Below are 24,548 nucleotides of genomic sequence, written 5' to 3'. Positions count from 1 at the left end.
CGGACCGATGACGCGGCCAACGAATCATGGCAGCGGTATCAGTATCCGGAAATCAGTGTGGCCCGGGCGGCTCTCGCATTCGATCATTCCGAGATGCTGCTGCACGAATGTCTGCGCCAGCGTAAGTCCAAGACCGCTGCCACCATCCCGTCCCGATACGAGCGGATAAAAGATGCGGTCTTGTATGTCCGTAGGTATGCCCGGTCCGTTGTCGATGATATGCAAGTCTAATGCCAGCCGATAACGGGCCTTTGCGATGGTCACCTGGCGCGCGACACGAGTCTGGAAAATCAGCAACGCATCGCCTGCGGCAATCCGTTCGGACAGCGCCTGCGCTGCATTGTGGGCAATATTCAACACCGCCTGGATCAACTGTTCCTTGTCGCCCCTGAATTCCGGAACCGACAAGTCGTAATCGCGATGTATCGTCAATCCATTCGGAAATTCCGCCAGGATCAGGCTGCGCACCCGCTCGAACACTTCATGGATGTTGACGTCGCCGACAATGTGCGGATGCCGGTGCGGTGCGAGCAGCCGGTCGACCAGCGTCTGCAGGCGGTCCGCTTCCTTGATGATGACCTGCGTGTATTCACGCAGCTCCTTGAGATGCCGCTCCGGCAGCTCGAGCTCCAGCAACTGCGCGGCGCCACGGATGCCGCCCAGCGGATTCTTGATTTCGTGCGCCAGGTTGCGGATCAGTTCCTTGTTGGCCTGGCTCTGGTCCAGCAGCCGTTCCTCGCGGTCCAGCTTCAGCTGCTGCACGTTCTCGCGCAACTCGATCAGCACCGGCCGCTCGCGGCTGTCGAGCGCGGCCACCACCACATGCACGTGGAGCGGATCGCGCCCCGGGCGCTCCAGCATCATGTCGACCCGCTTGTCGGCAAACTGGTGGGCCACTGCCTGCTCGAACATCGTGACCAGTTCGTCACCGTTGACGAACAACTCCGCCAGCGTATGGCCGGCGAGCGACTTGGCCGAACTCTCCAGCAAATTCTCTGCAGCGGGATTGGCATAGCAGACGCGCTGGTCGGCATCGAACAGCAGCACGGCAGAAGTCAGAAGGTCAAGACCTTCTGTCGGAGGTGGAAGAGTCTTCACGAATTTGCAAAAAATAAAGGCCACCCGGGGCGGCCTTGTGATCCTTGTGAACCGAACGGCGCCGGCACGGGACGCTATTTCAGATTGGCGATCTCGCGCTTGAGCGCCTCGACGTTTTTCTCGCTGCGCGCGATACCTTCCTTCATCGACGCAACCCGATCCTGGTACTTCGCGTAATTGCGCTCGTCGCCGCGGCGTTCGGGCTCGCCGTTATTGAACTCCTGGCGCAAGGCCGCCAATTTCTTTTCCTCGGCTTTCAACTCGTCCGAAAGGATTTGCATGCGGTCATTGTCGCGGACCTTTTGCGTGCCGCTGTCGATGCGCGGAAAATCCCCCGGCGACGATGCCGGCTTTACCGCTGCGGTCTGCGCAACCGGCTTCCTGTAGGGCGCTGCGATCATCGCCACACCCGGCAGGTCGACCCGCTTGCAGCCCTTGGTCATTCCAGTGTTCTTGTACTCCCTGGTGCCATTCTCGTTCACGCACACATAGACTTCGGACTGCGCGCTCTGCGCTTGCGCGACGCCCGCCGCGAGGATGAGCAATGCTGTAATTGGTGCTTTCATATGGCTTGTTTCCGTACCGAAAGAGACGGAATGCCAGTGTAGGCCAGTTGCCGGGGCATTTCAAATTCCGCTTGCCCGGGACCGACACGAACGCAACAGGCCGGAAAAAAAACAGGCGGAGCACCCGGGGGCTGCTCCGCCTGCATGTCCTCATGCCGCAGGCGGCAGCGAGGCGATTACAGCGCGTAGTACATGTCGAACTCGACCGGATGGGTCGTCATGCGGAAACGCTGCACTTCCTGCATCTTCAGTTCGATGTAGGCGTCGATCATGGTGTCGCTGAACACGCCGCCGCGGGTCAGGAACTCGCGGTCCTTGTCGAGATATTCCAGGGCCTGGTCGAGCGACGAGCAGACGGTCGGGATCTTCGCGTCTTCTTCCGGCGGCAGGTGGTACAGGTCCTTGGAGGCAGCTTCGCCCGGGTGAATCTTGTTCTGCACGCCGTCCAGGCCAGCCATCAGCAAGGCAGCAAAGCACAGGTACGGGTTGGCCGAAGGATCCGGGAAACGGGCTTCGACACGACGGCCCTTCGGATTGCTGACGTGCGGAATGCGGATCGAGGCCGAGCGGTTGCGTGCCGAGTAGGCAAGCTTCACCGGCGCTTCGTAGCCAGGCACCAGGCGCTTGTACGAGTTGGTGCCGGGGTTCGTGATCGCGTTCAGCGCACGGGCATGCTTGATGATGCCGCCGATGTAGTACAGAGCGAATTCGGACAGGCCGGCATAGCCGTCGCCTGCGAACAGGTTCTTGCCATCCTTCCAGACTGACTGGTGAACGTGCATGCCGGAGCCGTTGTCGCCGACGATAGGCTTGGGCATGAAGGTCGCCGTCTTGCCGTAGGTGTGGGCCACGTTCTGGATCACGTACTTCATGTTCTGGGTCCAGTCGGCGCGCTCGACCAGGGTCGAGAACCTGGTGCCGATTTCGTTCTGGCCGGCGCCAGCGACTTCATGGTGGTGCACTTCAACCGGAATGCCCATCGCTTCGAGGATCAGGCACATCTCGGAGCGCATGTCCTGGAAGCTGTCGACCGGAGGAACCGGGAAATAGCCACCCTTGACCGTCGGACGATAGCCGGTGTTGCCGCCTTCCAGCTCCTTGCCGCTGCTCCAGGATGCTTCTTCGGAGCCGATCTTGACGAAGCAGCCCGACATGTCGATCTGCCAGCGCACGCTGTCGAAGATGAAAAATTCTGGCTCCGGGCCGAAGTAGGCGGTGTCGCCCATGCCGGAGGACTTCAGGTAGGCTTCGGCGCGCTTGGCGATCGAGCGCGGATCGCGGTCATAGCCCTTGCCGTCCGACGGTTCGATGACGTCGCACTGCATGAACAGCGTCGTCTCTTCCATGAACGGGTCGATATTGGCGGTGTTCGGGTCCGGCACCAGGATCATGTCCGATGCCTCGATGCCCTTCCAGCCAGCGATCGAGGAACCGTCGAAAGCATGGCCCGACTCGAACTTGTCCATGTCGAAGTGCGAAACGGGAACAGTTACGTGCTGCTCCTTGCCCCGGGTGTCGGCGAAACGGAAGTCAACGAACTTGACCTCGTTATCTTTCACCATCTTCAAGACCTCTGCGGCCGTCCTTGCCATGCGAATTCTCCTAAAAGAGTACGAGTAATGTTATTTGTGTCACGGACCTCTGGCTCAGCGAACTTGTGGACAAGCCCGTAGCAGCAAGCGACCAAAACCAGCCCGTCATGATAGCAGAATCCATGCCACCGAAATGCGCCAGGCCCGTGCGCGAAATCATTCCAGAACGCATTGATTTATAAGGAAAAATTACCCGCAGTGAAACCAGCCTTGCCACCCGGATGCTGCGATGCACCTACAGGGTGCGTTTACACCCGTCACCGCACCTTTATAGTGCGTTGATTCTCATTCGCACCACAACAGTGCAACACTTCCCGGGCAAGATCGGGCAGCTTTCTGAAGGCTTATAATTGTTTTGTTGCCCTTACCACCAATTCCGTCAAACAAAGCCGAGACCATGACCACGCCCGAAGAAATTCTTGCTGCCGCCCGCGAACGAGGACAATCCGGCCAGTTTCCTTACGCCGGAGCCGTGACGCCAACTGAAGCGCATAGTCTGTTGCTCATGGCCCCGAAGGTCAAGCTGGTCGACGTACGCACAAATGCAGAACGCGACTGGGTCGGCCGGGTGCTGCTGCCGGAATCGCAGCACCTCGCCGTCCAGTGGTCGCTTTACCCCGGCGGCACGCCAAACCCGGAGTTCATCTGGGAATTGAACCAGGTCGCAGCCAGCGACGATGTGCTGCTGTTCCTGTGCCGCTCCGGCGTGCGTTCGCGCCATGGGGCGAAGCTGGCCACCGAACATGGCTATGCAAATTGCTTCGACATCCTGGAAGGTTTCGAAGGCGACAAGGACAGCCACGGGCACCGCAAGACCGTGGGCGGCTGGTGCCACGCCGGGATGCCCTGGGTCGGCGCCTGACCAACCGGGCCAATCGGGCCGACCGGACCGACGTCAGCTTGGCGTGGATGCCGGCATCACGCCAGTTCGGGTAGCGCTGCTCCGTGCGCTCCATGCGCTCCAAGCGCTGCAACCCGCAGGCGCACGAAGTTGATATGGCTGCGCAGGCCGTACAGCTCCTCGGCGTAGGCCAGCGGGATCGAGATCTGGTTGACCCGCTCCTCGATCTGGTTCAGCCGCTCCAATTGCAGCGCATAGACTTCCGCGCGCTCGCCGGCAGGCACATCCGAGACTGCTTGCTCGACGGTGCGCAACTCGCCATACCAGCGGAACACGCGCGAACGCACCCGCCAGACGTACAGCGGCGGCAGCACGCGTGACAGCGGCAGGAACAACGCGCCGAGGGCGACGATCCAGACCCACATACGTTCGAAAAAATTGGCCAGCAAGTAGGGCATGTAGCGCTGCAACAGCGGCGGACCATTCTTGTAGAACCTTTCTGCATCGCGTGCGACCGGGATCTCGTTGTAGCCGGCATTGGGAAACTCGCCACGCCGCCGGAACCAGCCGGCACCGCCGTGGATTTCACCCGCAGCCTGCACGAACAGGTCGACCAGCGCAGGATGGAGTTCATCCCGCGCCACCAGCGTGGCAGTGGGCGCGATCAGCTGGTAATCGCGGGCAGGAATGTCGCGCCCGAGATCAACGATCCCGCGCGGCAGGGCCACATGGGTCATGAACGGCAAACGGCGGGTGTAGGCCTCGGCCTGGCTGAAATCGAACAGGCGTATGCCGGGCGTCTGCAGCAGCATCTGGATCAGGGGCGCATTCGGCGCAGAACTGAATGCCAGGGCATCGATGCGCCCTTCCAGCAGTTCGACGGTGGCCGGCGTGTTTTCAAGGGCACCGAGTACGAGTTCGCCGGGCTCGATGCCATTGACCGACAGGATTTTCCGGAACATTGTCGGCACGCCACTCCCCTCGGGACCAATATTCACCCGCAGACCCTTGATCTGCGTCAGCAGGGTGAGCTCGTACTTGTCCCGATAGAACAACCAGACCGGCTCGGTGAACAGGCTGCCGAGAGATTGCAGGCCGCCCGCATTTTCGGGCGATGCCGATCCGCTCTGGACAAATGCGATATCGACGCCTGACTTCGGATCCTTCAGCCGCTCCAGGTTCTGCTGCGACCCCTGGGATCGCTGGATCCGGACTTCGATGCCCTGCTTCTTCAGCTTTGCTGCGTAGCGGCGGCCGAACTGCTCGTACGAGCTGTTTTCCTGGCCGGTGGACAGCGTGACGACTGTCGGCGGAAACGGATCGACCAGCCAGTAGACCAGCGCACAAACCAGCACGGCCAACAACAGCGGCAATCCGGCGGTGGCAATCAGGTCGCGCAAGGCGAACTTCGAGAATTGCAGGATCTTTGGCATGCTGGGGACAAGAATGGACGGAAGGCGTCACCATGCCAAGAAAGCCGGCGCAGCGCAAGCTGCGGCCGGCTACCAAGGGTTACAGGCGGGCAGAGTGCTCGCGGGTGGAATGGAAGGTGATGCCCGGCCAGCGCTCCTGCGCCAGCCGCAGGTTCACGCCGGAGGTCGCCAGATAGGCCAGGTTGCCGGCCGCATCGTGGGCAAGATGCTGCCCCGCAGACGAGCGCTCGAAGTCAGCCAGCATTCGCTTGTCGTCACACGAGATCCAGCGCGCGCTGCTGATGCTGGTGCCTTCGAAAACCGCGTCGACGCCATATTCGTTAAGCAGGCGGCTGGCGACCACTTCGAACTGCAGCACGCCGACTGCGCCGAGCACCAGATCCTGGTTGTGGATGGGTTTGAAAACCTGTACCGCACCTTCCTCGCCCAGCTGCTGCAAGCCCTTTTGCAACTGCTTCGCCTTGATCGGGTTGCGGATGCGAACAGAACGGAAAAAGTCCGGCGCAAAGAACGGAATGCCGGTGAACTGCAGCATCTCGCCCTCGGAAAAGCTGTCGCCGATCTGCATGTTGCCGTGGTTGGGCAGGCCGATGATGTCGCCGGCATAGGCTTCCTCGACTTGCTCGCGGCTCGATGCCATGAAGGTGACCACACTTGATAACTTGATCTCGCGGTTCAGCCGCAGGTGCTTGATCTTCATGCCACGTTCAAAACGGCCCGAGCAAACCCGCAGGAATGCGATGCGGTCACGATGCGCCGGATCCATGTTGGCCTGGATCTTGAAAACGAAGCCCGAAAAAGCTGTCTCGCCAGGCGCCACCACCCTGGCGGTGGCGTCGCGCGGCCGCGGCTCCTGGGCCCAGTCCAGCAGGGCGTCGAGGATCTCGCGCACGCCGAAGTTGTTGATCGCAGAACCAAAGAAAACCGGCGTCTGCCTTCCCGCCAGGAAGGCCTCGAGGTCGAACGGATGGGAAGCGCCGTGAACCAGTTCGACTTCCATCTTCAGCTGCTCGATCTCGAGCGGAAACATTTCGGCCAGGCGCGGATTGTCGATGCCCTTGACGATTTCAAAGGTCTGGTCGGCGCGCTCGCTGCCGGCGGCAAACAGCATGATTTCGTCGCGCAGCAAATGGTAGACGCCGCGGAAACTCTTGCCCATTCCGATCGGCCAGGTCACCGGTGCGCACTGTATGTTCAGCACCGACTCGACCTCGTCCAGAAGCTCGAGCGGATCGCGGGTTTCGCGGTCGAGCTTGTTCATGAAGGTGATGATCGGGGTGGCGCGCATCCGGCATACGTCGAGCAGCTTGATGGTCTGCGCTTCAACGCCCTTGGCGGCATCGATCACCATCAATGCCGAGTCCACTGCCGTCAGCACCCGATAGGTGTCTTCGGAAAAATCCTGGTGGCCCGGCGTGTCGAGCAGGTTGACCACGTGGTCGCGGTACTCGAACTGCATTACCGAACTGGCAACCGAAATGCCGCGCTGCTTCTCGATTTCCATCCAGTCGGAAGTCGCGTGACGGCCGCTTTTCCTGCCCTTGACCGTGCCGGCGAGCTGGATCGCGCCCGAAAACAGCAGCAGCTTTTCAGTCAGCGTGGTCTTGCCGGCGTCAGGGTGGGAAATGATGGCAAAGGTACGACGGCGTGCTACCTCGCGCGCAATCAGTTCCGCCGGAACTGTAGCGGGGGCGAGGGAGTCGTCGGCGGCCGCCGGGGAATCGGATGGGGTGGCCATGGGGAGGAGGTGCGAAAAGCGTGAGAGTCTAACTGCGTTTGTCCCGCAAGTCTAATGCAGGACAAGGAACGGCGCTCGCCAACGGCTCCGCCGCCCCGGCAGGGAGCCTTACCTTGACGGCCGGCGTACGCCAGCGCGCAGCGCAAGCGGATTGGTCATCTGGTTGAAATCGACCTGCATGCGCAGCAACTGTTCCGCCTGCGCCAGCCGCACCAGTCCTCGCAGCGCCTCCCGACAGAGCTCGCGGTCAGTCTGGGCGAAATCCGGATGGCTCAAGGCCGCGACCAGCGCGTCTATCACATCGTCTGAACTGAGATCTGGCCTGGATTGCATGATAACCGCCAGCACGAAGAATGTTGACTTGATGCTAAGTCCACGGCACAAGCTCTACTTTGCGGATCGACAACAAGGCATCAGAAAACCCCGTGTCGCACTGCTCAATGCGGGCAAATCGCTGCCCACATCTTGATTGACAGCGCAGACCGGTGCACGCCACGAACGCTCCCTCCCTTTCACGGGGAGGGAGCCATGAAGTCGATCGACCATTGCCGCTCTCTAAATCGGGACGGGGTGATGCTCAGGAGTGATGCCAAGCCGCCTGCAGTTCACGCCTGCTGGGCCGCCATCGCCGATCCGGCATCGGCACGTGCGCCCGGGCCTGCGAGTTTCGGCTTGAACTGCTTGTCGCTGATGCGGAATTTGCCGCGGCGATCGCCCATCAGCTCGCGCAACTCCTCGATGCTCAGGTTGCTCACCTCATGCATCCGGATCAGCAGCGAGGCGCCGACCGGCAAGCGCCGGTGCCGGATCTTGCTGATCACAGGCGGTGCGACTTCGAGCGCACGCGACAGCGCGGCATCGTTTTTCAGCCTGAGGCGCCCGATCAGGGAACCGAGCAGGTTGTCGGGATCGTAGCCGTTGGGCCGCATATCGAATTGCTCAATCATCTCGTCCCCTCGTCGTTGGTCATGTGCTGTAACCGATTGTGACGAGCTGACCCGGCCGTGACTTGAGGTATCACAATCGCAATTTTCCCGGACTTGATGTAGAAGGAATCGGGGCCAGAGAGTGATACCACGCGCATCAGGCCTGGGGCGATCGAGGCGGGTCGAAATAGCCCTCCTCTTCCTCCAGGTAATCAGTGCGGCACGCCGGGCTGCAGAAGCGCCGGACATTGTCCACAGCCTGGTCGCAATACCAGCAGCTCCCTTTTGGCTGCAGGGTGGCAATTCCAGGCCGTGCCAGGGACGGCGCAACCAATGCCGATTCACTCGCCTCAACTTGATGTCTCATCCTCGCCTCCGGGTCACGACGTTGTTGCTGCACGTGAACGAGATTACCGGCCAGAAAAAATGACGGGATGAGGAGAATCAATCGTGCTGCGGCCCCGCCCCCGTTCCGCTCACATGCGCATGCCGGTCATTTCGGACTGTTGCGGTTACGGTCGCTGGCGACCAGCACGCTGCAGCGAACCTTGTCGACCAGCACGGCATCGACCGACCCCCGCCACCAGCGCAGCGCGAACGGCTTGTGCCGGGCATGCCCGACAATCACCAGTTCCACGCCAAGGCGATCCACCATTTCCTCGATCACGTCTGCCGGTTCACCCACCTCGAGGTGACTGGTGACGTTCAGTCCGGCCTCCGCCAGCAGCGCATGGCCTGCAGCGATTTCCTTTTCCATCTTCTGCTTTTCCGCGGCCAGTCCCTCCTCGACGCTGAGGACAGCTGCCGCGGCATACTCGCCGACCAGCAGGTAAGGCGGCGGCGTTACCACCACGACCAGATGAACCTGGGCATCCTTGCCCGGCGCCAGCCGGATGCATTCATGCAGGGCCAGCCGGCTTTCGGGCGATCCGTTATAAGCGATCAATATCTTGCTGTACATACCTGCTCCTCCGTCGGGACATCGATGTAGACGACAATGATGAATACGCTTTTCTTCCGAAGCGTTCTTGCGCAAAGTTACAGCACCAATACCATTTCGGCAATCAGGGGATGGAGTTGATCGGGAGCGCAGCGCAGCACGAGGTGCTGGCCCGGACGGGGTGGCTCGGGCCAACAGGACGAGAGGGCAAACGAGAGGGCATGAATGCGCCCATGCCGGGCGCACGAAAAAAAAGCCCGCGAACCTTGCGGTTTGCGGGCTAATCCATCCTTTTGGAAGGGTGGAGGAGACAGGTGTAACTATATCGGCGCGGCAACACCTTGTCTGCTTTCCATTCCTGATACCAGATATTCAGGTTGCTGATATGGGGCGCCGAAAAAAAAGCCCGCCGCGGGGTTGCCGCGGCGGACCGGTGTCTCCTTCCCTTCTGGGATAGATTTTTGACTGCCGTCGCATTCTGCACCAGTGTTGGCGTGCCGTCATCATGCAATGCAGCATGAAGTTCCCTGGCTTTAAGGCCTGCGTTATGACGTAAGATTCGGACTATGCAGCGCAACCAACGTATCCGAGATTTTAATGTTCACCCAGATTGACCTGACTACCGCAGGGATTGCAGCAGTCGCGCTATTGCTCGGCGCCCTGCTCGCTCGCCGGTTCCTGAAACCATCCGCTCCTGGTCCGAATATTGACCAGGGTGCAGCCGATATCGCGGCTGCCATACGCGACTATTTCAGGAAAAGCGGCGTATCGGTTTCAGCTGCCGCGACGCGCCTGGAGGGCAGCAACAATTACACGGCGATGGTGGAGTCCGAACCCATGAAGCGGTTCCGGCTCTCGCATATCGTCGAGAAAAGTCTCGCCGAACATGTGCGCAAGACTTGCGAGCTGGAACTGGATAAGGTGTACTGGCGTTTTCCGATCAATGAAACGCCGCAACCGGCCGGGAACAAGGACCAGTACATCAGCGAAGGCCTGATGAACCTGAAAGACTTGTCGAAATACGAAGTCGTGGACAGTTCGATCGAAATGTTTGCGCAAGCGAGCCAACCGGCGCCGGAAAAGCGGGACTGACCGAGGAGAAGTTCAGCCCCCGCCAGGAAAATGCAAGGATTGAACTTCGCCCCCGGTGCCGACTATTCCGCTACAGCCGCTCGCCCCGTCAATGCGCGCAGATGCGCCGACGTCGCCGTCTGCAGCGCGTCCAGGCTGTACCCGCCCTCCAGTATCGACACCACCTTCCCGCCGCAACAGTCGTTGGCTATCGTCACCAGTTCCTGCGTGATCCAGTAGTAATCGTCGTCCTGCAAATTCAGCCCGGCCAGTGGGTCCATCGAATGCGCATCGAAGCCGGCAGAAATGATCAGCAGTTCCGGATTGAAACGTCTGATCGCTGGCAGCATTTCCGCCGCGATTTTTTCCCGGAAATACGCTGAATCGCAGCCGCGTGGCAGCGGAACATTGACGATATTGTCTGCTACGCCGGTCTCGGTGCGGGCGCCGGTGCCCGGATAGAACGGCGACTGATGGCTGGACGCATAGAACAGCCCCGGCCGGTCGTAGAACGCGGCCTGGGTGCCGTTACCATGATGGACGTCGAAATCAACGACGGCGATACGCTCCAGCTTGTGAGTCTCCCACGCGTACGCCGCAGCGATCGCCGCCTGGTTGAAAATGCAGAATCCCATCGCCCGGTCCGGCTCCGCATGGTGCCCGCAGGGACGGGTCGCGCAGAACACATTGTCGGCATCGCCATTCATCACGTCGTCGACCGCTGCGCAGGCGGCGCCGACGCAGCGCATGACTGCCTCCAGCGAGCCTGGCGACATTACGGTGTCGCCAGCATCCAGTGCCGCGTAACCGGTGCGCGGCGACGCTTCATGCACCTGGTCGACGAAGTCCGGATCGTGGATCAGCAATACCTGCTCGCGCGTTCCCAATGGCGCTTCGCGCCACTTCAGATCGGCGAACTCCGGCGCGCGCAAGGCCGCCAGCACGGCCCGCAAGCGCTCCGGCGATTCCGGATGCCCGGGTCCCGGCCGATGTTCAAGGCAAGCGTCATGCGAGTAAATCAAGGTATTCATCAAGTCTCCTGGTCATCTGTCATCGGAAGCAGCCGCAAGTGCGGCGCCCCTCTCGTTTTCCCGTCCTGTCCGGCAACAGTGGCATCACCTTTGTCGTCGTACCGGCATTTTCTGTAATGCCGGAAATTTCGGCAATGCCGGCAACGCCACCATCTTAAGCTCAAGGCCTGGACCGCGCTGTGGACGTTGCGGCCACCCTTCTTGCGTTCTGTCATGCGGCCGTAACACAGCGCCGATATTATTGGTTCCATGCTGTACATGCACCCGATATGCATGACGGCATTCCAGTGTGTTGAACCGAGACGTTCAGTGCACTGGCCCCCCGAATTCAGGAAATTTCAGTAATGAAGCCGAGCCCTGCAACAGGGCATCCGGGCCGGTTGGCGAAGCGCCCTTACTGGCGATCGCGACCGGCAGCGATGGCGCGGGCAAGCAACAGCACCGGCACGAAAGCGATCAGCACAATGGTCAGGGCCGGCAAAGCGGCCTCGGCCAGGCGCTCGTCGGCGGCAAGCTGATAAGTCACCACCGCGAGCGTATCGAAATTGAAGGGCCGCACGGTCAGCGTCGCCGGCAATTCTTTCACCACATCGACGAATACCAGCAAGGCCGCGCTCAGCACGCTGCGCCACAGCAGCGGCGTATGCACCCGCATCAACATCGACAGCAGGCCATGGCCGAGACTGCGCGCGCTGGCATCCATCGATGGCGTGATCTTTACCAGCCCCGCCTGCACGCTCTGGTATGCCACCGCCAGGAAGCGCACCAGATAGGCGTAGACCAAGGCGATCACGCTGCCCGCCAGCCCAAGGCGCCAGCCGTGATCTGACGACCAGTTATCGATGCGCGACAGCGGAATCAGGATGCCGACCGCGATGACCGCGCCCGGGATTGCGTAACCCATGCTGACGATCCGGTTGCACGCGCCCTGAACCGGGCTGCGCAGCACCCGGGCCGCATAGGCGAGCACGATGCAAATCAGCACTGCGCACAAGGACGTGACCGTCGCCGCCACTACCGTATTGACCAACCAGCCGGCATAACGGCTGCTGGCCTCCAGTGCTTCTTCGCGCAGCAACAGGCGCAGCAGGATCGCCAGCGGCAGGATGAATCCGAACACCAGCGGCACGCTGCAGAACAACACCGAAGCGAACGCCGCCCCGCCCTGCAGTCGCCGGCGCACGTGCGTGACCGCCCGCCCGCCGGCCGAGTAATAGCGCGCGCGGCCACGGCTCTTCTGCTCCAGCAGCATCAGCACTGCCACGAAAATCATCAGGACGGCCGCAATCTGTGCAGCCGCCGTGCGGTCGGAAAACGCATACCAGGACTTGTAAATGCCAGCGGTCAGGGTCGGGACGCCGAAATAAGCCACGGCACCGTAATCGGCCAGCGTTTCCATCAGCACCAATGCCAGCCCGGCCACCGCAGCCGGGCGGGCCAGCGGCAGGCTGACGCTGAAGAAGATGCCCCAGGGGCCGCGTCCCAGCGTGCGCGCCGCATCCCACAGCCGCGGACTGCGTTCGAGGAAGGCGTTGCGGGTCAGCAGGTACACATAGGGATACAGCACCAGCGCAAACAGCAGACCGGCGCCGCCAACCGAACGAATCTCGGGAAACCAGTACTGTCCCGCCTGCCAGCCGAACTGCTCACGCAGCGCGCTTTGTACCGGGCCGGAAAATTGCAGGAAATCCGTATATGCATAAGCGACCACATAGGCCGGCATTGCGAGCGGCAGCACCAGCGCCCATTCAAGCCAGCGCCGTCCGGGAAATTCGAATACCGCCACCAGCCAGGAACAACCGATGCCGAGAACGGCGGCCAGCAGCAGCACGATCAGCCCGATCGCCGCCGTGTTGAACAAGTACTCTGGCAGGACCGTGGACCACAAATGCGAGAATGTGCCGACACTCTGCGCGCCGGCGAACAGGCTGGACAGTACGCCCATCACCGGCACACCGACCAGCAAGGCGGTCAGCAGCGACAAGGCAAGCAGGACGCGTCCACCCGCCAGGCCGCTGCGGGCGCGTGGCACGGCGATCGCGCGTTTGGCGGGGGAAATCGGCTGCAAGGTTCGATCGACGGACATATTTCCTGGGATTTCGCGTCCGTTAGTCGGACACAAGCGTAATGAGAATTATAATCATCAGCAGGGCAAGCGAGCCATTAATTCAACGATCCAGCGACAATCCAGCGAACATCAAGCAACTTGAATGCGCGACATGACTGATTTTTCATTGCCGATCCACCTGAGCGTCGAGCAGATCCGGGTCGGATATACCCTGGGCAACCGGATGCAGGAGGTAGTGCACGGGCTGTCGTTCTCGCTGCCGCGGGGCGAGATCGGCTGCCTGCTCGGCCCGTCCGGCTGCGGCAAGACGACGGTGCTGCGCGCCATCGCCGGTTTCGAAAACCTGATCGATGGGCGAATACTGATTGGCGGACAGGAGCTGAGCAACAGCCGCAGCACCGCGCCGCCGGAATCGCGGCATGTCGGGGTCGTGTTCCAGGACTACGCCTTGTTCCCCCACCTTTCGGTGGCCGAAAACGTTGGCTTCGGGCTGCGCAAGCTGTCAACGGGTGAGCGGGCGGATCGGGTGCAGCAATTGCTCTCCATGGCCGGGCTTCGCAACCATGCGTCGAAATATCCCCACGAATTGTCCGGTGGACAGCAGCAGCGGGTAGCGCTGGCGCGGGCACTGGCGCCGCGGCCGCAATTGCTGCTGCTGGACGAGCCATTCTCCAATCTCGACATCGACCTGCGCGAGCGGCTTGCCGGGGAGGTGCGCGACATCCTGAAAGAACTGGGCACCACGGCGGTGCTGGTGACGCATGACCAGCACGAGGCATTCGCCATCGCCGACCAGATCGGGGTGATGCAGTCAGGCCGCATCGTCCAGTGGGACACGGCGTACAACCTGTACCACAAGCCTGCTGACCGCTTTGTCGCGGACTTCATCGGACAGGGCGTGTTCGCTACAGGAAGCGTGGACCGCAGCAGGCAGTGCGTGAACATAGAACTGGGCTCGCTGCCGCTGTGGCAAGGCATGGAGTACTGCTCGACCGACGGCAAGGACGCGCCGCAGGTCGACGTGCTGCTGCGCGCGGACGATGTGCTGTATGACGACAGCAGCCCGCTGCAGGCCGAAGTGGTGCGCAAGGCTTTCCGCGGCGCCCAGTTTCTCTACACGCTCAAGCTGCCCAGCGGCCAGACCGTGCTGGCGCTGGTGCCCTCGCATCATGACCATGCGATCGGCGACAAGATCGGCATCCGGTTGGCCGCCGATCATGTGGTGACCTTCCCGTCAACAGCGCCGGCGCGCGGTGCCTGACGACGGTCCGCCCCTGGATCAGCGGGTCCGGCGCCTTTTCACCTGACTTTTACCCGTCTTTCAGGCTAGCCGGTTCGCCACCGCGCGCAGCCGCGCCTCGTCCTGCGCATCGAGCGGGGCCGGCAGCTCGCACATACGCAGCAGCAAGCTGTGCGGCGCGAGCGGTTTTTCTCCCGATTTCAAGGACGACTGCAGCACCTCCACCTGAACCTTCAGCCGCTCGCGCGAAAGGGCCGGCGGGCTGTCGATGCCGAGCAGGATTTCCGCGCGCAGCAAGTCGTGCGACAGCAAGGGCAGGTTGCGGCGCAGCTGGGCCACCCGAGACTGATCCTGTGCGGCCAGCGCCGCCAGATCCTGTTCAAAGCGCGCGGCCAGTGCGCGCTCGGCATCATTCGATGCCGGCGCCAGGCGTTCCCAATCCGCGCGTGCTGCGCGTGCCTGTTCGGCCAGCGCGGCAGCATCGCTGCCACCCTCGCCGCTGGCTACGGCGCGTTCGAGTTGCAGGCACAGGCCGAAACGCTGCGCCAGCAGTTCGCCGCGCATTTGCCGGGCGCTGCGCTCGCCGTCGTCGAGCCGCTTTTGCAGTGCCGCCACCGCACGCTCGAACCTCGTATCTATCTGGCGTTGCACGGCCCTTGGCACCTCGCCCGATTTGGCCCACGCGGTCCGGACCTCGCGCAGCAGGTTGCGGATTGCTTCGGGCTTTTCGTTCTGCGCCGCTTCGAGCCGCTCGCACAATGCCTCGCGTTCACGCAAGTGGGCGCCGCGCTCGGCATCTGCGGATTTGACATGCTGCTTGCGCTTTGCAAACAGCTGGTCGCAGGCGGCCCGAAAGCGTTGCCACAACGCGTGCTCGTCATGCCGTTCGAGCGGCAGGTGCCGCGCCCGCTGCTGCCAGCGCTGCTGCAGTTCCTGCAGTTCTTCCGGCGCCCGGCGCTGGGCCGGGTCGATTGCCGCAGCGGCCTCGATCAGGCGCTGGCGCTCTTTCTTTTCGGCCGCCTGCTGCACCGCCAATGGCTTGGCCAGGCGGGCGAGAGCCTCGGCAAACTCGGCATCGAGCGATTTCTTTGGCTTGCGGTCGACCGGGCCAAGGCGGCGCCATTGTTGCTGCACCCGGTCGCAAACCCCGGCGATCAACTTCCAGTCCGGCTCGGCACCAGCACCGCGCTGCCCGGCCTGCTCCAGCAAGTCGGCCTGGCTGCGCACCTCCGCAACCAGGGCGCGGGCGCGCTCCAGGTTGTCTTGCCGTTCCTGCGCCAGCTTCTTGAAGTGTTCGGCCGCCGGCGCGTAGGCCGTGGTGCATGCACTGTCGAACTTCTTCCATGCCTCCTTGCTCGCCGGGCCGGCAGTGGCATCCAGCGCCTTCCAGCGTTCGCGCAGGCCGCCGACTTCCTTCGCAAGCTCGGCCACTGACAGCGATCGCGATGGCAGATCCTGGGCTGTCTTCAACAGTTCATCGCGCGACATCTTGCCGCCCCACTTGGCCCAGCCCTGCAGGCGCCCCAGTTCGGCACGGGCGTTTTGCAGACGCAGCTTCTGGTCGCCGCCCAACCGCGCCAACTGCAGATCCATCTCGCGCAGCTTGTGCTCGTGCTCGGCCGCTTCCTGCAATGCACCGTTTTTCAGTGCCGCTTCCATCCCGTCCATGGATAGACTGAACAGCAGGCGCGCCTGGCGCCGCCGTTCGTTCTCGTCCGCTGCCTGCAACTGGCGGCTGCCGTCCAGTTTCGCCAGCAGGGCCTGGAAGCGCTGTTCCAGGCCCGCGTTGTCTTGCTGCATCAGTGCCGGCAGTGCCTGCCACTGCTGCTTGATGGACGCCACATCCAGCGCCGCCACATCCTGCGCCTCCCACTCCAGCAGCATCTTCTCGTGTGCCGTCACCGCCGCATGCCGTTGTTCCAGGGATCCCAGCGCCGCGCGCAGCGCATCATGCTTCTGCTTGAATTCGGCCAGCACGCGCTTGGGCAGCGACGGCGCCTCGGCCGAGGCGCACAACGCGGCCATCTCCTCTTCCAGCCGGTCAAGGGCTGCGGCCACCTGATCGGGCGGCAGCAGGCGGCTGGAAGGCTCGGCATCTGCCATCAGCTGCTGCAAGCGCCCGCTCAGGTCACGCACTGCGTGCTGCAATCGGGTGTGCGCGTCCAGGCGCTGACGCAGCTGCTCGCGCAGCGCGTCGAATTCTGCCCGCACGGCATCCGGCGCGTCCCCGACCTGCGACCACTCACGGTCCAGGTCGGCTACCTGGTTGACCAGCAGCGACGCTGCCTCGACCAGCGTGCGCGCATGCTCGACGGCACGCTGCCCGCGGCCAGTCGCGGCTTCGCGCCCGGACAGCACATCGAGCCGTTGCTGCAGCAGCTTCTCGACACGCCGGTCGCTGTTGCGCACGGCCCCCAGCACGTGCTCAAGCAGCGCACGGGAGTGAATCAGCTCGGCAGCCTTGAGCCGCGCATCCGGCCAGTGGCACTGGAGCAGGAAATCGGCAGCCTGCGTCTCGTCCTGCAGGCGCTCGGCCTGTTCAAGGGCTTGCACGCGCTCGGGAGGCATTTCGGGATGTGCGGCTGGGGTTGCGTTGGGATTCATGATGGAAGCACTTCAGGCGCAAGGAGCAGGACTGCCAGGCAGCGGGAATTAAGAAGTAAACAGTGAAGCAACCGCGAAACAACAGCGAAACAAACACCGACGTGAACAAGGACGCCGACAACAAGGCCGGCGGCGAGGTCCACAGCGAACGCAATCATACCAAGCACACAGGCGCTGTGGCAGGACTGATAACGCACCATCGCAGATCAAGACATCGCGGCCAGCACTATTGCGGGGCAATCCCGCACCGCCACGAAGCATTGGCCACCATCTGCTGATGCACTGCCTCTTGTTAGCGTTGGCACAATCCCTGCTAACGATTGCTGCGAGTCACCGCAATACCCCCTCCCTAATTGATACAACAGGAGTTTCTATGTCCCGACGTACCGCATTGAAAGCGACAGCCGCAGGCGCTCTCGCCCTGGTTACTGCTGCCTGGCTCCCCAGCGCAATTGCCGCCGACACCATCAAGGTTGGCATTCTGCATTCGCTGTCCGGCACCATGGCCATTTCCGAGACCTCGCTGAAAGACGTCGCGCTGATGACCATTGACGAGATCAACGCCAAGGGCGGCGTACTGGGCAAGAAACTGGAAGCCGTGGTGGTCGATCCGGCCTCCAATTGGCCGCTTTTCGCAGAGAAAGCGCGCCAGCTGATCAGCCAGGACAAGGTCTCCGTCGTGTTCGGATGCTGGACTTCGGTATCGCGCAAGTCGGTGCTGCCGGTTTTCAAGGAAACCAACAACCTGCTGTTCTATCCGGTGCAATATGAAGGCGAGGAACTGGAAAAGAACGTGTTCTACACCGGTGCGGCGCCCAACCAGCAAGCGATTCCGGCGGTCGAGTACCTGATGTCCAAGGACGGCGGCGGCGCCAAGCGCTTCGTGCTGCTGGGCACTGACTACGTCTATCCGCGCACCACCAACAAGATCCTGCGCGCATTCCTGAAGTCCAAGGGCGTCAAGGAAAGCGACATCGACGAGGTCTACACCCCATTCGGCCATTCCGATTACCAGACCATCGTCGCCAACATCAAGAAGTTCGCGGCCGGCGGCAAAACTGCCGTCATCTCCACCATCAATGGCGACTCCAACGTTCCTTTCTACAAGGAACTGGGCAACGCCGGCCTGAAGGCAACCGATGTGCCAGTGGTGGCGTTCTCGGTGGGTGAAGAGGAATTGCGCGGCGTCGATACCAAGCCGCTGCTCGGCCACCTCGCCGCCTGGAACTACTTCCAGTCGGTGAAGAGCCCGGTCAATGACGCCTTCATCAAGCAATGGAAAGCCTACGCCAAGGCCAAGAAGCTGCCGAACGCGAACACGGTCGTGACCAACGACCCGATGGAAGCCACCTATGTCGGCATCCACATGTGGAAGCAGGCAGTGGAAAAAGCCAAGTCGACCGATACCGACAAGGTGATCGCGGCGATGGGCGGCCAGACCTTCAAGTCGCCGTCCGGCTTCACGCTGACGATGGACAAGACCAATCACCACTTGCACAAGCCGGTCATGATCGGCGAGATCAAGGGCGACGGTCAGTTCAAGGTGGTATGGAAGACCAAGCAGCCGGTGCGCGCCCAGCCATGGAGCCCGTTCATCGCTGGTAACGAAGGCAAGCAAAACATGTAATGGGGCGGCCTACCCGCAGTTCGCCGGGGAGGATTTCCAAGGCATGTAGCAAACGCCGGGGCGTGGTTGCCTACGTTCTCCACGCACCGGCTTTTTTTTGCCCGCCTCTTTTGCCAGCCGCATTTGCCAGCCGCATTTGCCAGCCGCTTTTGCCCGCAACCTTTGCCCGCAAGCTTGGCCGCAAGGCTGCCACCAAGTCCCGGCAGACATCAGCAGAAAGCGCCACAACATGAAACAGCTGAAAAAAATCATTGCCTGCGCCGCCCTGCTTGCCTGCGCCGCACTGGCCCATGCTGCCATCGATCCGGCCTTGCTCAAGCCGCTGGCCGGAGATGACCCGGATGCGCGCGTGGAAGCGATCGGCAAGATTGCCGCGCTGGCCAACGAGGATGCGCTGAAGGTGCTGAACGCGCTGAAAGACGATGTGCTGTTCGCCACGCCCGAAGGACAGGTGCTGGTGGTCGAGGACAACAAGGCCTGGGATCCTGCGACCGGCAAGACCGCCAACGCGCCCGATGGCATCGACACCGTGACCGTCAACAACCGCTTGCGGGCTGCCGTCGACAGTGCGCTCTCGGGCCTGCAATTGCTATCGCCTGACGCCGCCCAGAGGCGCGCAGCCGCGGCCGCGCTGCTGAAGAACATCGACCCGGCCCAGGCGCCCCTGATCAACAAGGCGCTGGAGAAAGAAGCCGACCCGGGTATCAAGGCCACGCTGCAACTGGCGGCAGCAACCGTCAACCTGCAGTCCCCGGATGCCGCGCTGCGACGCGCGGCGGTGGTGTCGCTGGCCGGCAGCAGCAATGCCAGCCTGAAGCCGGTACTGGAAAAAATGCTGAAGAAAAATCCGGACGGCACTTACATGGAAGCGGACGAATCGGTCCGCCTGGCTGCGGTCGCGACGCTCAACAACATCAACGGCCGCCTGGCGCGCACCGAATTCATCGGCAACCTGTTCTACGGGGTCTCGCTCGGCAGCGTGCTGTTGCTGGCGGCGCTGGGGCTGGCGATCACATTCGGCCTGATGGGCATCATCAACATGGCGCACGGCGAGCTGCTGATGATCGGCGCCTACACCACCTACGTCTGCCAGACGATGTTCCGCAAGTTCATGCCGGACTCGATCGACCTGTACCTGGTGGTCGCCCTGCCCGCCGCCTTCCTGGTTGCCGCGGCGATCGGCATCCTGCTGGAGCGCACCGTGATCCGCTGGCTGTACGGGCGTCCACTTGAAACACTGCTCGCCACCTGGGGCATCAGCCTGGTGCTGATGCAGTCGGTACGCTCCATCTTCGGCGCCCAGAACGTCGAAGTCTCCAATCCGAGCTGGATGTCGGGCGGCATTACCGTGCTGGACAGCCTGGTGCTGTCGTGGAACCGGATCGTCATCATCCTGTTTGCGATGTGCGTGGTGGTTGCCGTCTGGCTGATCCTGAACAAGACCCGCCTCGGCCTTTTCGTGCGGGCCGTGACGCAGAACCGGCGTATGGCGGACTGCGTCGGCGTGCCGACCGGACGCATCGACATGATGACCTTCGGCCTCGGCTCCGGCATTGCCGGGCTGGGCGGTGTCGCGCTGTCGCAACTGGGTAACGTCGGCCCCGACCTGGGCCAGGCGTATATCGTCGATTCCTTCATGGTGGTGGTACTGGGCGGGGTTGGCCAATTGGCCGGCACTGTCATCGCCGCGTTCGGCCTGGGCGAGATCAACAAGTTCCTGGAGCCGGTCGCTGGCGCCGTGCTGGCCAAGATCGCGATCCTGGTGTTCATCATCATCTTCATCCAGAAACGTCCGCAGGGCCTGTTTGCCCTGAAAGGCAGGAGCGTCGAATGAGTGCCCATCCAGCAGCGTCCCCCGCATCTTCCACCCCTCCGGGCGCGGCAACCGGTCCGGTGCCGGCCGCGCCGGCCGGCGGCAGCCTCGTGAACGGAAGCATGTTCAGCCGGCCCGCATGGATTGCGATCGCGGCCTGCACCCTGGCACTGGCCGTGCTGCCGCTGCTGAACCTGGCTTTCCCGGCCGGCCATGCGCTGCACATATCCGGCTACACGGTGGCGCTGATCGGCAAGTTCATGTGCTACGCGATGGCGGCGCTCGCGCTCGACCTGGTCTGGGGCTATACCGGCATTCTTTCACTGGGCCACGGCGTGTTCTTCGCACTAGGCGGCTATGCCCACGGCATGTACCTGATGCGCGCGATCGGCCGCGACGGCGTCTACCAGAGCACCTTGCCCGACTTCATGGTGTTCCTCGACTGGAAGACCTACCCCTGGTACTGGAACTTCACCGACAACTTCTGGTATTGCATGGCGCTGGTGGTGCTGGTGCCGGGCGTGCTGGCCTTCATCTTCGGCTACTTCGCCTTCCGCTCGCGCATCAAGGGCGTGTACTTCTCGATCATCACGCAGGCGATGACCTTCGCCTTCATGCTGCTGTTCTTCCGCAATGACACCGGCTTCGGCGGCAACAACGGCTTCACCGATTTCAAGCGCATCCTCGGATTCACCATCACCGCGCCCTCCACCAAGGCAGTGCTGTACCTGGTCACGCTGGCGGCATTGCTCGGCTCGCTGCTGCTGTGCCGCTGGATTGTGCGCTCCAAGCTCGGCCGCGTGCTGCAGGCAGTGCGCGACTCGGAGTCGCGGCTGATGTTCATCGGCTACAACCCGCTGTACTTCAAGCTGTTCGTCTGGACCCTGTCGGCAGTCCTGTGCGGCATCGCCGGCGCGCTCTACGTGCCGCAGGTCGGCATCATCAATCCCTCCGAAATGTCGCCGGCGAACTCGATCGAAATGGTGATCTGGGCCGCAGTCGGCGGCCGCGGCACGCTGCTTGGACCCATCATCGGCGCGTTCTCGGTCAACGGCCTGAAAAGCTGGTTCACCGGCGCATTCCCGGACCTGTGGCTGTATGCGCTGGGCCTGCTGTTCATCCTGGTCACGCTGTTCATGCCGCAGGGCATGCTCGGCCTGGCCGGCAAGCTGCGCAAGGAGAAGCCATGACCGAGGTCCTGCAGCCCAACCAGGGCTACCAGAGCGAACCCGGCGACAGCGCGGCCGGATACGGCCGCATCAAGCCGGAAGGCGTCGACACTGCACACGGCGCGATCCTGTACCTGGATGACATCACCGTGTCCTTCGACGGCTTCAAGGCGCTCAACAAGCTGTCGCTGGACATCTCGGTGGGCGAACTGCGTTGCATCATCGGCCCCAATGGCGCCGGCAAGACCACGATGATGGATGTGATCACCGGCAAGACCCGCCCCACCGCGGGCACCGCATGGTTCGGCCAGACCCTGGACCTGACGCAGATGACCGAGTACGACATCGCGCACTTCGGCATCGGCCGCAAGTTCCAGCGTCCGACCGTGTTCGAGCAGCACACGGTGTTCGAGAACCTGGAACTGGCGATGAAGACCAACAAGCGGGTGCGTCCTACCCTTTTCTTCAGGCTGAACTCGGAGCAGAGAGGCAAGATCGACGAAATCCTGAAGCTGATCCGCCTGCAGGGCCAGGAACAGCGCCTGGCCGGTTTGCTGTCGCACGGCCAGAAGCAATGGCTGGAGATCGGCATGCTGCTGATGCAGGAGCCGCAACTGCTGCTGCTCGATGAGCCGGTGGCCGGCATGTCGGACGCGGAGACCGCACGCACTGCGGAATTGCTGAACGAACTGCGCGGCAAGCATTCGATCATGGTGGTCGAACACGACATGGCTTTTGTCGAGGAAATTGCCCGCGACGGCAAGGTGACCGTGCTGCATGAAGGCTCGGTGCTGGCGGAAGGAAACATGCAGCAGGTCCAGTCGGACGAGCGGGTAATCGAGGTCTACCTCGGCCGCTAGCCCATAGAACAGAACGAGAACAACATCATGCTCAATGTCAGCGACCTGAACCAGTACTACGGCTCCTCCCACACGCTGCGCGGCGTTTCTCTCAATGTGGAAAAAGGCGAATGCCTGACACTGCTGGGTCGCAACGGCGTGGGCAAGACCACGCTGCTCAAATGCCTGACGGGCGTGCTGCCGACCGCCAGCGGCCAGGTCCGGTTCGGCGGCCACGACATCACCAGGCTCAAGCCGCACCAGCGGGCGGCGCTGGGAATCGCCTATGTTCCGCAGGGCCGTGAAATCTTTGCCCGCCTGACGGTCGAGGAAAACCTGCTGATGGGCATGGCGTGCATGCCAGGACGCAAGGCATCGACCATCAAAGGCGAGGTCTATGAACTGTTTCCGGTGCTCAAGGAGATGCTGGGGCGGCGCGGTGGCGACCTGTCGGGTGGCCAGCAACAGCAGCTGGCTATTGCGCGCGCGCTGCTGGCCGAGCCCAGCCTGATCATCCTGGATGAACCGACCGAGGGCATACAGCCGTCCATCATCAAGGATATCGAGCGTGTGATCCGCCTGCTGCGCGAGCGCGGCGACATGGCGATCCTTCTGTGCGAGCAATACTTCGATTTCGCGCAAGCGCTGGCCGATAAATTCGTCGTGCTGTCACGCGGTGAAGTAGTGGCCACAGGCCTGCAGGCGCAGATGAATAGCGAGAACGTGAAGCGACACCTGGCAGTATAGTTTTTACGATGAAACGAGAGACCGCATTCGAGCCGGGCCCGCCCGCTGCCATTGCCCGCCAGTCCGAGCCCTGGCAGGCGCACCTGACGCTGGGCTTTGCCGACGACCACGGCACCACCCGTCTTGTGGAACGCCGGCACAGCGGCCCCTTGCGGGTGCAGAAGCCGCTCTACCCGGAATCGCCAGCGGTCTGTCATGCCATCATCGTTCATCCGCCCGGCGGCATCGTCGGCGGCGACCGGCTGTCGGTCGAACTTGAAGTAGGCGCCAATGCCAGCGCATTCATTGCGTCGCCCGGCGCCGCCAAGTGGTATCGCGCCAATGGCCGCACCTCGCGTCAGCAATTGCGCATGGAGGTCGGTCCGCATGCATCGCTGGAATGGATGCCGCAGGAAACCATCTTCTTCGAGGCCGCGCAAGTCGAACTGGACAGCGAGATTTCACTGGCTGCGCATGCAAGCTATATCGGCTGCGAAATCCTGTGCCTGGGCCGTACCGCCTCCGGCGAGCGTTTCGAGTCCGGCAGCGTGGCGCAGCGAACGCGCATCCGCCGCGATGGCAAGCTGATCTGGTTCGAACAAGGCCGGCTGCAGGCGGGCGCGCGGGCAATGAGCAGCACGGTGGGCATGGCCGGCAACAGCGTCTGCGCGACGCTGATTGCAGCCGGCAAGCCGGCGCCGGCCGCCCTGCTGCAGCAATTACGCGAAGAGCTGGAGCCGCTGGCGCCGGGCTTCGGCGTCACCCAGCTCAAGCAAGTGCTGGTCGCACGCTACATCGGCAACAGCAGCGAAGCTGCGCGCCATGCCATGCTGGCCGCATGGCGCCACCTGCGCCCGGCGCTGCTCGGCCATCCCGGCATCACGCCCCGCATCTGGAATACCTGAATACCTGAGGAGAAACCCATGGAGCTGACGCCCCGTGAGAAAGACAAATTGCTGATCTTCACTGCCGCGCTGCTGGCGGAACGGCGCCGCGCCCGGGGCCTGAAACTCAATTATCCGGAAGCGGTCGCGCTGATCACCGCGGCAATCATGGAGGGCGCGCGCGACGGCCGCAGCGTGGCCGAACTGATGTCGGAAGGCACGCGGGTGCTGGCGCGCCAGGACGTGATGCCCGGCGTGGCCGAAATGATTCCCGAGATACAGGTGGAAGCCACCTTCCCCGACGGCACCAAGCTGGTGACGGTCCATCATCCCATTCCTTGA

At 62.5% G+C, this 24,548-nt stretch carries 22 protein-coding genes; 10 read left to right on the top strand and 12 right to left on the bottom strand.

Going from position 1 to position 24,548, the window contains the following annotated elements:
• Positions 1 to 24: 24 nt before the first annotated feature.
• The 3 genes from glnL to glnA all read right to left on the bottom strand — a co-directional run bounded on the left by glnL (position 25) and on the right by glnA (position 3,256).
• A complete protein-coding gene (glnL, locus tag FVE66_RS03970) occupies positions 25 to 1,098 on the bottom strand; it encodes a nitrogen regulation protein NR(II) (protein ID WP_151446065.1) in 1,074 nt (357 codons plus the stop codon).
• A 74-nt stretch (positions 1,099 to 1,172) separates the two neighbouring features.
• Positions 1,173 to 1,664, bottom strand: a complete 492-nt coding sequence (locus FVE66_RS03965; protein WP_151446064.1) for a DUF4124 domain-containing protein — start codon at positions 1,662 to 1,664, stop codon at positions 1,173 to 1,175.
• A 176-nt stretch (positions 1,665 to 1,840) separates the two neighbouring features.
• Complete coding sequence (gene glnA / locus FVE66_RS03960) at positions 1,841 to 3,256, bottom strand: type I glutamate--ammonia ligase (protein WP_151446063.1); 1,416 nt, start codon at positions 3,254 to 3,256, stop codon at positions 1,841 to 1,843.
• A gap of 397 nt (positions 3,257 to 3,653) precedes the next feature.
• Between glnA and FVE66_RS03955 the strand changes: the two genes are divergently transcribed.
• On the top strand, positions 3,654 to 4,118 hold the full coding sequence (locus FVE66_RS03955) for a rhodanese-like domain-containing protein (RefSeq protein ID WP_151446062.1): 465 nt from the start codon (positions 3,654 to 3,656) through the stop codon (positions 4,116 to 4,118).
• A 56-nt stretch (positions 4,119 to 4,174) separates the two neighbouring features.
• On the opposite strand, the gene FVE66_RS03950 is transcribed toward FVE66_RS03955, so the two are convergent.
• From FVE66_RS03950 to FVE66_RS03925, 6 genes are all read right to left on the bottom strand, one after another.
• On the bottom strand, positions 4,175 to 5,530 hold the full coding sequence (locus tag FVE66_RS03950; protein WP_151446061.1) for a TAXI family TRAP transporter solute-binding subunit: 1,356 nt from the start codon (positions 5,528 to 5,530) through the stop codon (positions 4,175 to 4,177).
• 79 nt (positions 5,531 to 5,609) lie between these two features.
• On the bottom strand, positions 5,610 to 7,268 hold the full coding sequence (locus tag FVE66_RS03945) for a peptide chain release factor 3 (protein ID WP_151446060.1): 1,659 nt from the start codon (positions 7,266 to 7,268) through the stop codon (positions 5,610 to 5,612).
• A 108-nt stretch (positions 7,269 to 7,376) separates the two neighbouring features.
• Entirely contained in the window at positions 7,377 to 7,601 is a 225-nt protein-coding gene (locus tag FVE66_RS03940; protein WP_151446059.1) for a hypothetical protein, read from the bottom strand.
• Positions 7,602 to 7,873: 272 nt separating this feature from the next.
• Positions 7,874 to 8,215: a helix-turn-helix domain-containing protein gene (locus FVE66_RS03935; RefSeq protein WP_151446058.1), complete on the bottom strand. Its 342-nt coding sequence runs from the start codon at positions 8,213 to 8,215 to the stop codon at positions 7,874 to 7,876.
• A 136-nt stretch (positions 8,216 to 8,351) separates the two neighbouring features.
• A complete protein-coding gene (locus FVE66_RS20265; protein WP_151446057.1) occupies positions 8,352 to 8,561 on the bottom strand; it encodes a hypothetical protein in 210 nt (69 codons plus the stop codon).
• A gap of 126 nt (positions 8,562 to 8,687) precedes the next feature.
• Entirely contained in the window at positions 8,688 to 9,155 is a 468-nt protein-coding gene (locus FVE66_RS03925) for a universal stress protein (protein ID WP_151446056.1), read from the bottom strand.
• Between the two features lie 576 nt (positions 9,156 to 9,731).
• Between FVE66_RS03925 and FVE66_RS03920 the strand changes: the two genes are divergently transcribed.
• Positions 9,732 to 10,226 carry a hypothetical protein gene (locus tag FVE66_RS03920; RefSeq protein ID WP_151446055.1) on the top strand — a complete coding sequence of 165 codons (495 nt, stop codon included), beginning with the start codon at positions 9,732 to 9,734 and terminating at the stop codon, positions 10,224 to 10,226.
• A gap of 62 nt (positions 10,227 to 10,288) precedes the next feature.
• On the opposite strand, the gene FVE66_RS03915 is transcribed toward FVE66_RS03920, so the two are convergent.
• Together FVE66_RS03915 and FVE66_RS03910 are read right to left on the bottom strand one after the other, a co-directional pair.
• A complete protein-coding gene (locus tag FVE66_RS03915; protein ID WP_421828985.1) occupies positions 10,289 to 11,236 on the bottom strand; it encodes a histone deacetylase family protein in 948 nt (315 codons plus the stop codon).
• 394 nt (positions 11,237 to 11,630) lie between these two features.
• Positions 11,631 to 13,322: an ABC transporter permease gene (locus FVE66_RS03910; protein ID WP_151446053.1), complete on the bottom strand. Its 1,692-nt coding sequence runs from the start codon at positions 13,320 to 13,322 to the stop codon at positions 11,631 to 11,633.
• A gap of 124 nt (positions 13,323 to 13,446) precedes the next feature.
• Between FVE66_RS03910 and FVE66_RS03905 the strand changes: the two genes are divergently transcribed.
• Positions 13,447 to 14,565: an ABC transporter ATP-binding protein gene (locus FVE66_RS03905; protein ID WP_206668707.1), complete on the top strand. Its 1,119-nt coding sequence runs from the start codon at positions 13,447 to 13,449 to the stop codon at positions 14,563 to 14,565.
• A gap of 60 nt (positions 14,566 to 14,625) precedes the next feature.
• On the opposite strand, the gene FVE66_RS03900 is transcribed toward FVE66_RS03905, so the two are convergent.
• On the bottom strand, positions 14,626 to 17,148 hold the full coding sequence (locus FVE66_RS03900; protein ID WP_151446052.1) for a DUF349 domain-containing protein: 2,523 nt from the start codon (positions 17,146 to 17,148) through the stop codon (positions 14,626 to 14,628).
• Between the two features lie 373 nt (positions 17,149 to 17,521).
• Between FVE66_RS03900 and urtA the strand changes: the two genes are divergently transcribed.
• From urtA to FVE66_RS03865, 7 genes are all read left to right on the top strand, one after another.
• Positions 17,522 to 18,775, top strand: coding sequence for an urea ABC transporter substrate-binding protein (gene urtA / locus FVE66_RS03895; RefSeq protein ID WP_151446051.1), 1,254 nt, complete (start codon positions 17,522 to 17,524; stop codon positions 18,773 to 18,775).
• Between the two features lie 229 nt (positions 18,776 to 19,004).
• Positions 19,005 to 20,609 carry an urea ABC transporter permease subunit UrtB gene (gene urtB, locus FVE66_RS03890; RefSeq protein WP_151446050.1) on the top strand — a complete coding sequence of 535 codons (1,605 nt, stop codon included), beginning with the start codon at positions 19,005 to 19,007 and terminating at the stop codon, positions 20,607 to 20,609.
• A 101-nt stretch (positions 20,610 to 20,710) separates the two neighbouring features.
• Positions 20,711 to 21,778 carry an urea ABC transporter permease subunit UrtC gene (urtC, locus tag FVE66_RS03885; RefSeq protein ID WP_151446406.1) on the top strand — a complete coding sequence of 356 codons (1,068 nt, stop codon included), beginning with the start codon at positions 20,711 to 20,713 and terminating at the stop codon, positions 21,776 to 21,778.
• The gene (gene urtD, locus FVE66_RS03880) at positions 21,775 to 22,617 is read left to right on the top strand and encodes an urea ABC transporter ATP-binding protein UrtD (protein ID WP_151446049.1); all 843 of its coding nucleotides are present in this window, start codon (positions 21,775 to 21,777) and stop codon (positions 22,615 to 22,617) included. Before urtC ends, urtD begins: the two co-directional genes overlap by 4 nt.
• Positions 22,618 to 22,644: 27 nt before the next feature.
• Positions 22,645 to 23,343: an urea ABC transporter ATP-binding subunit UrtE gene (gene urtE, locus FVE66_RS03875; protein ID WP_151446048.1), complete on the top strand. Its 699-nt coding sequence runs from the start codon at positions 22,645 to 22,647 to the stop codon at positions 23,341 to 23,343.
• Positions 23,344 to 23,351: 8 nt separating this feature from the next.
• A complete protein-coding gene (locus FVE66_RS03870) occupies positions 23,352 to 24,227 on the top strand; it encodes an urease accessory protein UreD (RefSeq protein WP_151446047.1) in 876 nt (291 codons plus the stop codon).
• 18 nt (positions 24,228 to 24,245) lie between these two features.
• On the top strand, positions 24,246 to 24,548 hold the full coding sequence (locus tag FVE66_RS03865; protein WP_151446046.1) for an urease subunit gamma: 303 nt from the start codon (positions 24,246 to 24,248) through the stop codon (positions 24,546 to 24,548).

Source organism: Lacisediminimonas profundi, from assembly GCF_008831265.1.
Lineage (GTDB): Bacteria > Pseudomonadota > Gammaproteobacteria > Burkholderiales > Burkholderiaceae_D > Lacisediminimonas > Lacisediminimonas profundi.
Note: the sequence above shows the minus strand (reverse complement) of the source record. Positions and strands in the feature narration are given on the sequence as shown.

Coding starts and splice junctions, on each gene's coding strand:
- FVE66_RS03920 (WP_151446055.1), top strand. CDS start 9,732: ATGTTCACCCAGATTGACCTGACTACCGCAGGGATTGCAGCAGTCGCG.
- FVE66_RS20265 (WP_151446057.1), bottom strand. CDS start 8,561: ATGAGACATCAAGTTGAGGCGAGTGAATCGGCATTGGTTGCGCCGTCC.
- FVE66_RS03940 (WP_151446059.1), bottom strand. CDS start 7,601: ATGCAATCCAGGCCAGATCTCAGTTCAGACGATGTGATAGACGCGCTG.
- FVE66_RS03870 (WP_151446047.1), top strand. CDS start 23,352: ATGAAACGAGAGACCGCATTCGAGCCGGGCCCGCCCGCTGCCATTGCC.
- urtC (WP_151446406.1), top strand. CDS start 20,711: ATGTTCAGCCGGCCCGCATGGATTGCGATCGCGGCCTGCACCCTGGCA.
- FVE66_RS03935 (WP_151446058.1), bottom strand. CDS start 8,215: ATGATTGAGCAATTCGATATGCGGCCCAACGGCTACGATCCCGACAAC.
- FVE66_RS03865 (WP_151446046.1), top strand. CDS start 24,246: ATGGAGCTGACGCCCCGTGAGAAAGACAAATTGCTGATCTTCACTGCC.
- urtE (WP_151446048.1), top strand. CDS start 22,645: ATGCTCAATGTCAGCGACCTGAACCAGTACTACGGCTCCTCCCACACG.
- FVE66_RS03905 (WP_206668707.1), top strand. CDS start 13,447: ATGCGCGACATGACTGATTTTTCATTGCCGATCCACCTGAGCGTCGAG.
- FVE66_RS03915 (WP_421828985.1), bottom strand. CDS start 11,236: ATGAATACCTTGATTTACTCGCATGACGCTTGCCTTGAACATCGGCCG.
- glnA (WP_151446063.1), bottom strand. CDS start 3,256: ATGGCAAGGACGGCCGCAGAGGTCTTGAAGATGGTGAAAGATAACGAG.
- FVE66_RS03955 (WP_151446062.1), top strand. CDS start 3,654: ATGACCACGCCCGAAGAAATTCTTGCTGCCGCCCGCGAACGAGGACAA.
- FVE66_RS03910 (WP_151446053.1), bottom strand. CDS start 13,322: ATGTCCGTCGATCGAACCTTGCAGCCGATTTCCCCCGCCAAACGCGCG.
- FVE66_RS03925 (WP_151446056.1), bottom strand. CDS start 9,155: ATGTACAGCAAGATATTGATCGCTTATAACGGATCGCCCGAAAGCCGG.
- urtA (WP_151446051.1), top strand. CDS start 17,522: ATGTCCCGACGTACCGCATTGAAAGCGACAGCCGCAGGCGCTCTCGCC.
- FVE66_RS03945 (WP_151446060.1), bottom strand. CDS start 7,268: ATGGCCACCCCATCCGATTCCCCGGCGGCCGCCGACGACTCCCTCGCC.
- FVE66_RS03900 (WP_151446052.1), bottom strand. CDS start 17,148: ATGAATCCCAACGCAACCCCAGCCGCACATCCCGAAATGCCTCCCGAG.
- FVE66_RS03965 (WP_151446064.1), bottom strand. CDS start 1,664: ATGAAAGCACCAATTACAGCATTGCTCATCCTCGCGGCGGGCGTCGCG.
- FVE66_RS03950 (WP_151446061.1), bottom strand. CDS start 5,530: ATGCCAAAGATCCTGCAATTCTCGAAGTTCGCCTTGCGCGACCTGATT.
- urtB (WP_151446050.1), top strand. CDS start 19,005: ATGAAACAGCTGAAAAAAATCATTGCCTGCGCCGCCCTGCTTGCCTGC.
- urtD (WP_151446049.1), top strand. CDS start 21,775: ATGACCGAGGTCCTGCAGCCCAACCAGGGCTACCAGAGCGAACCCGGC.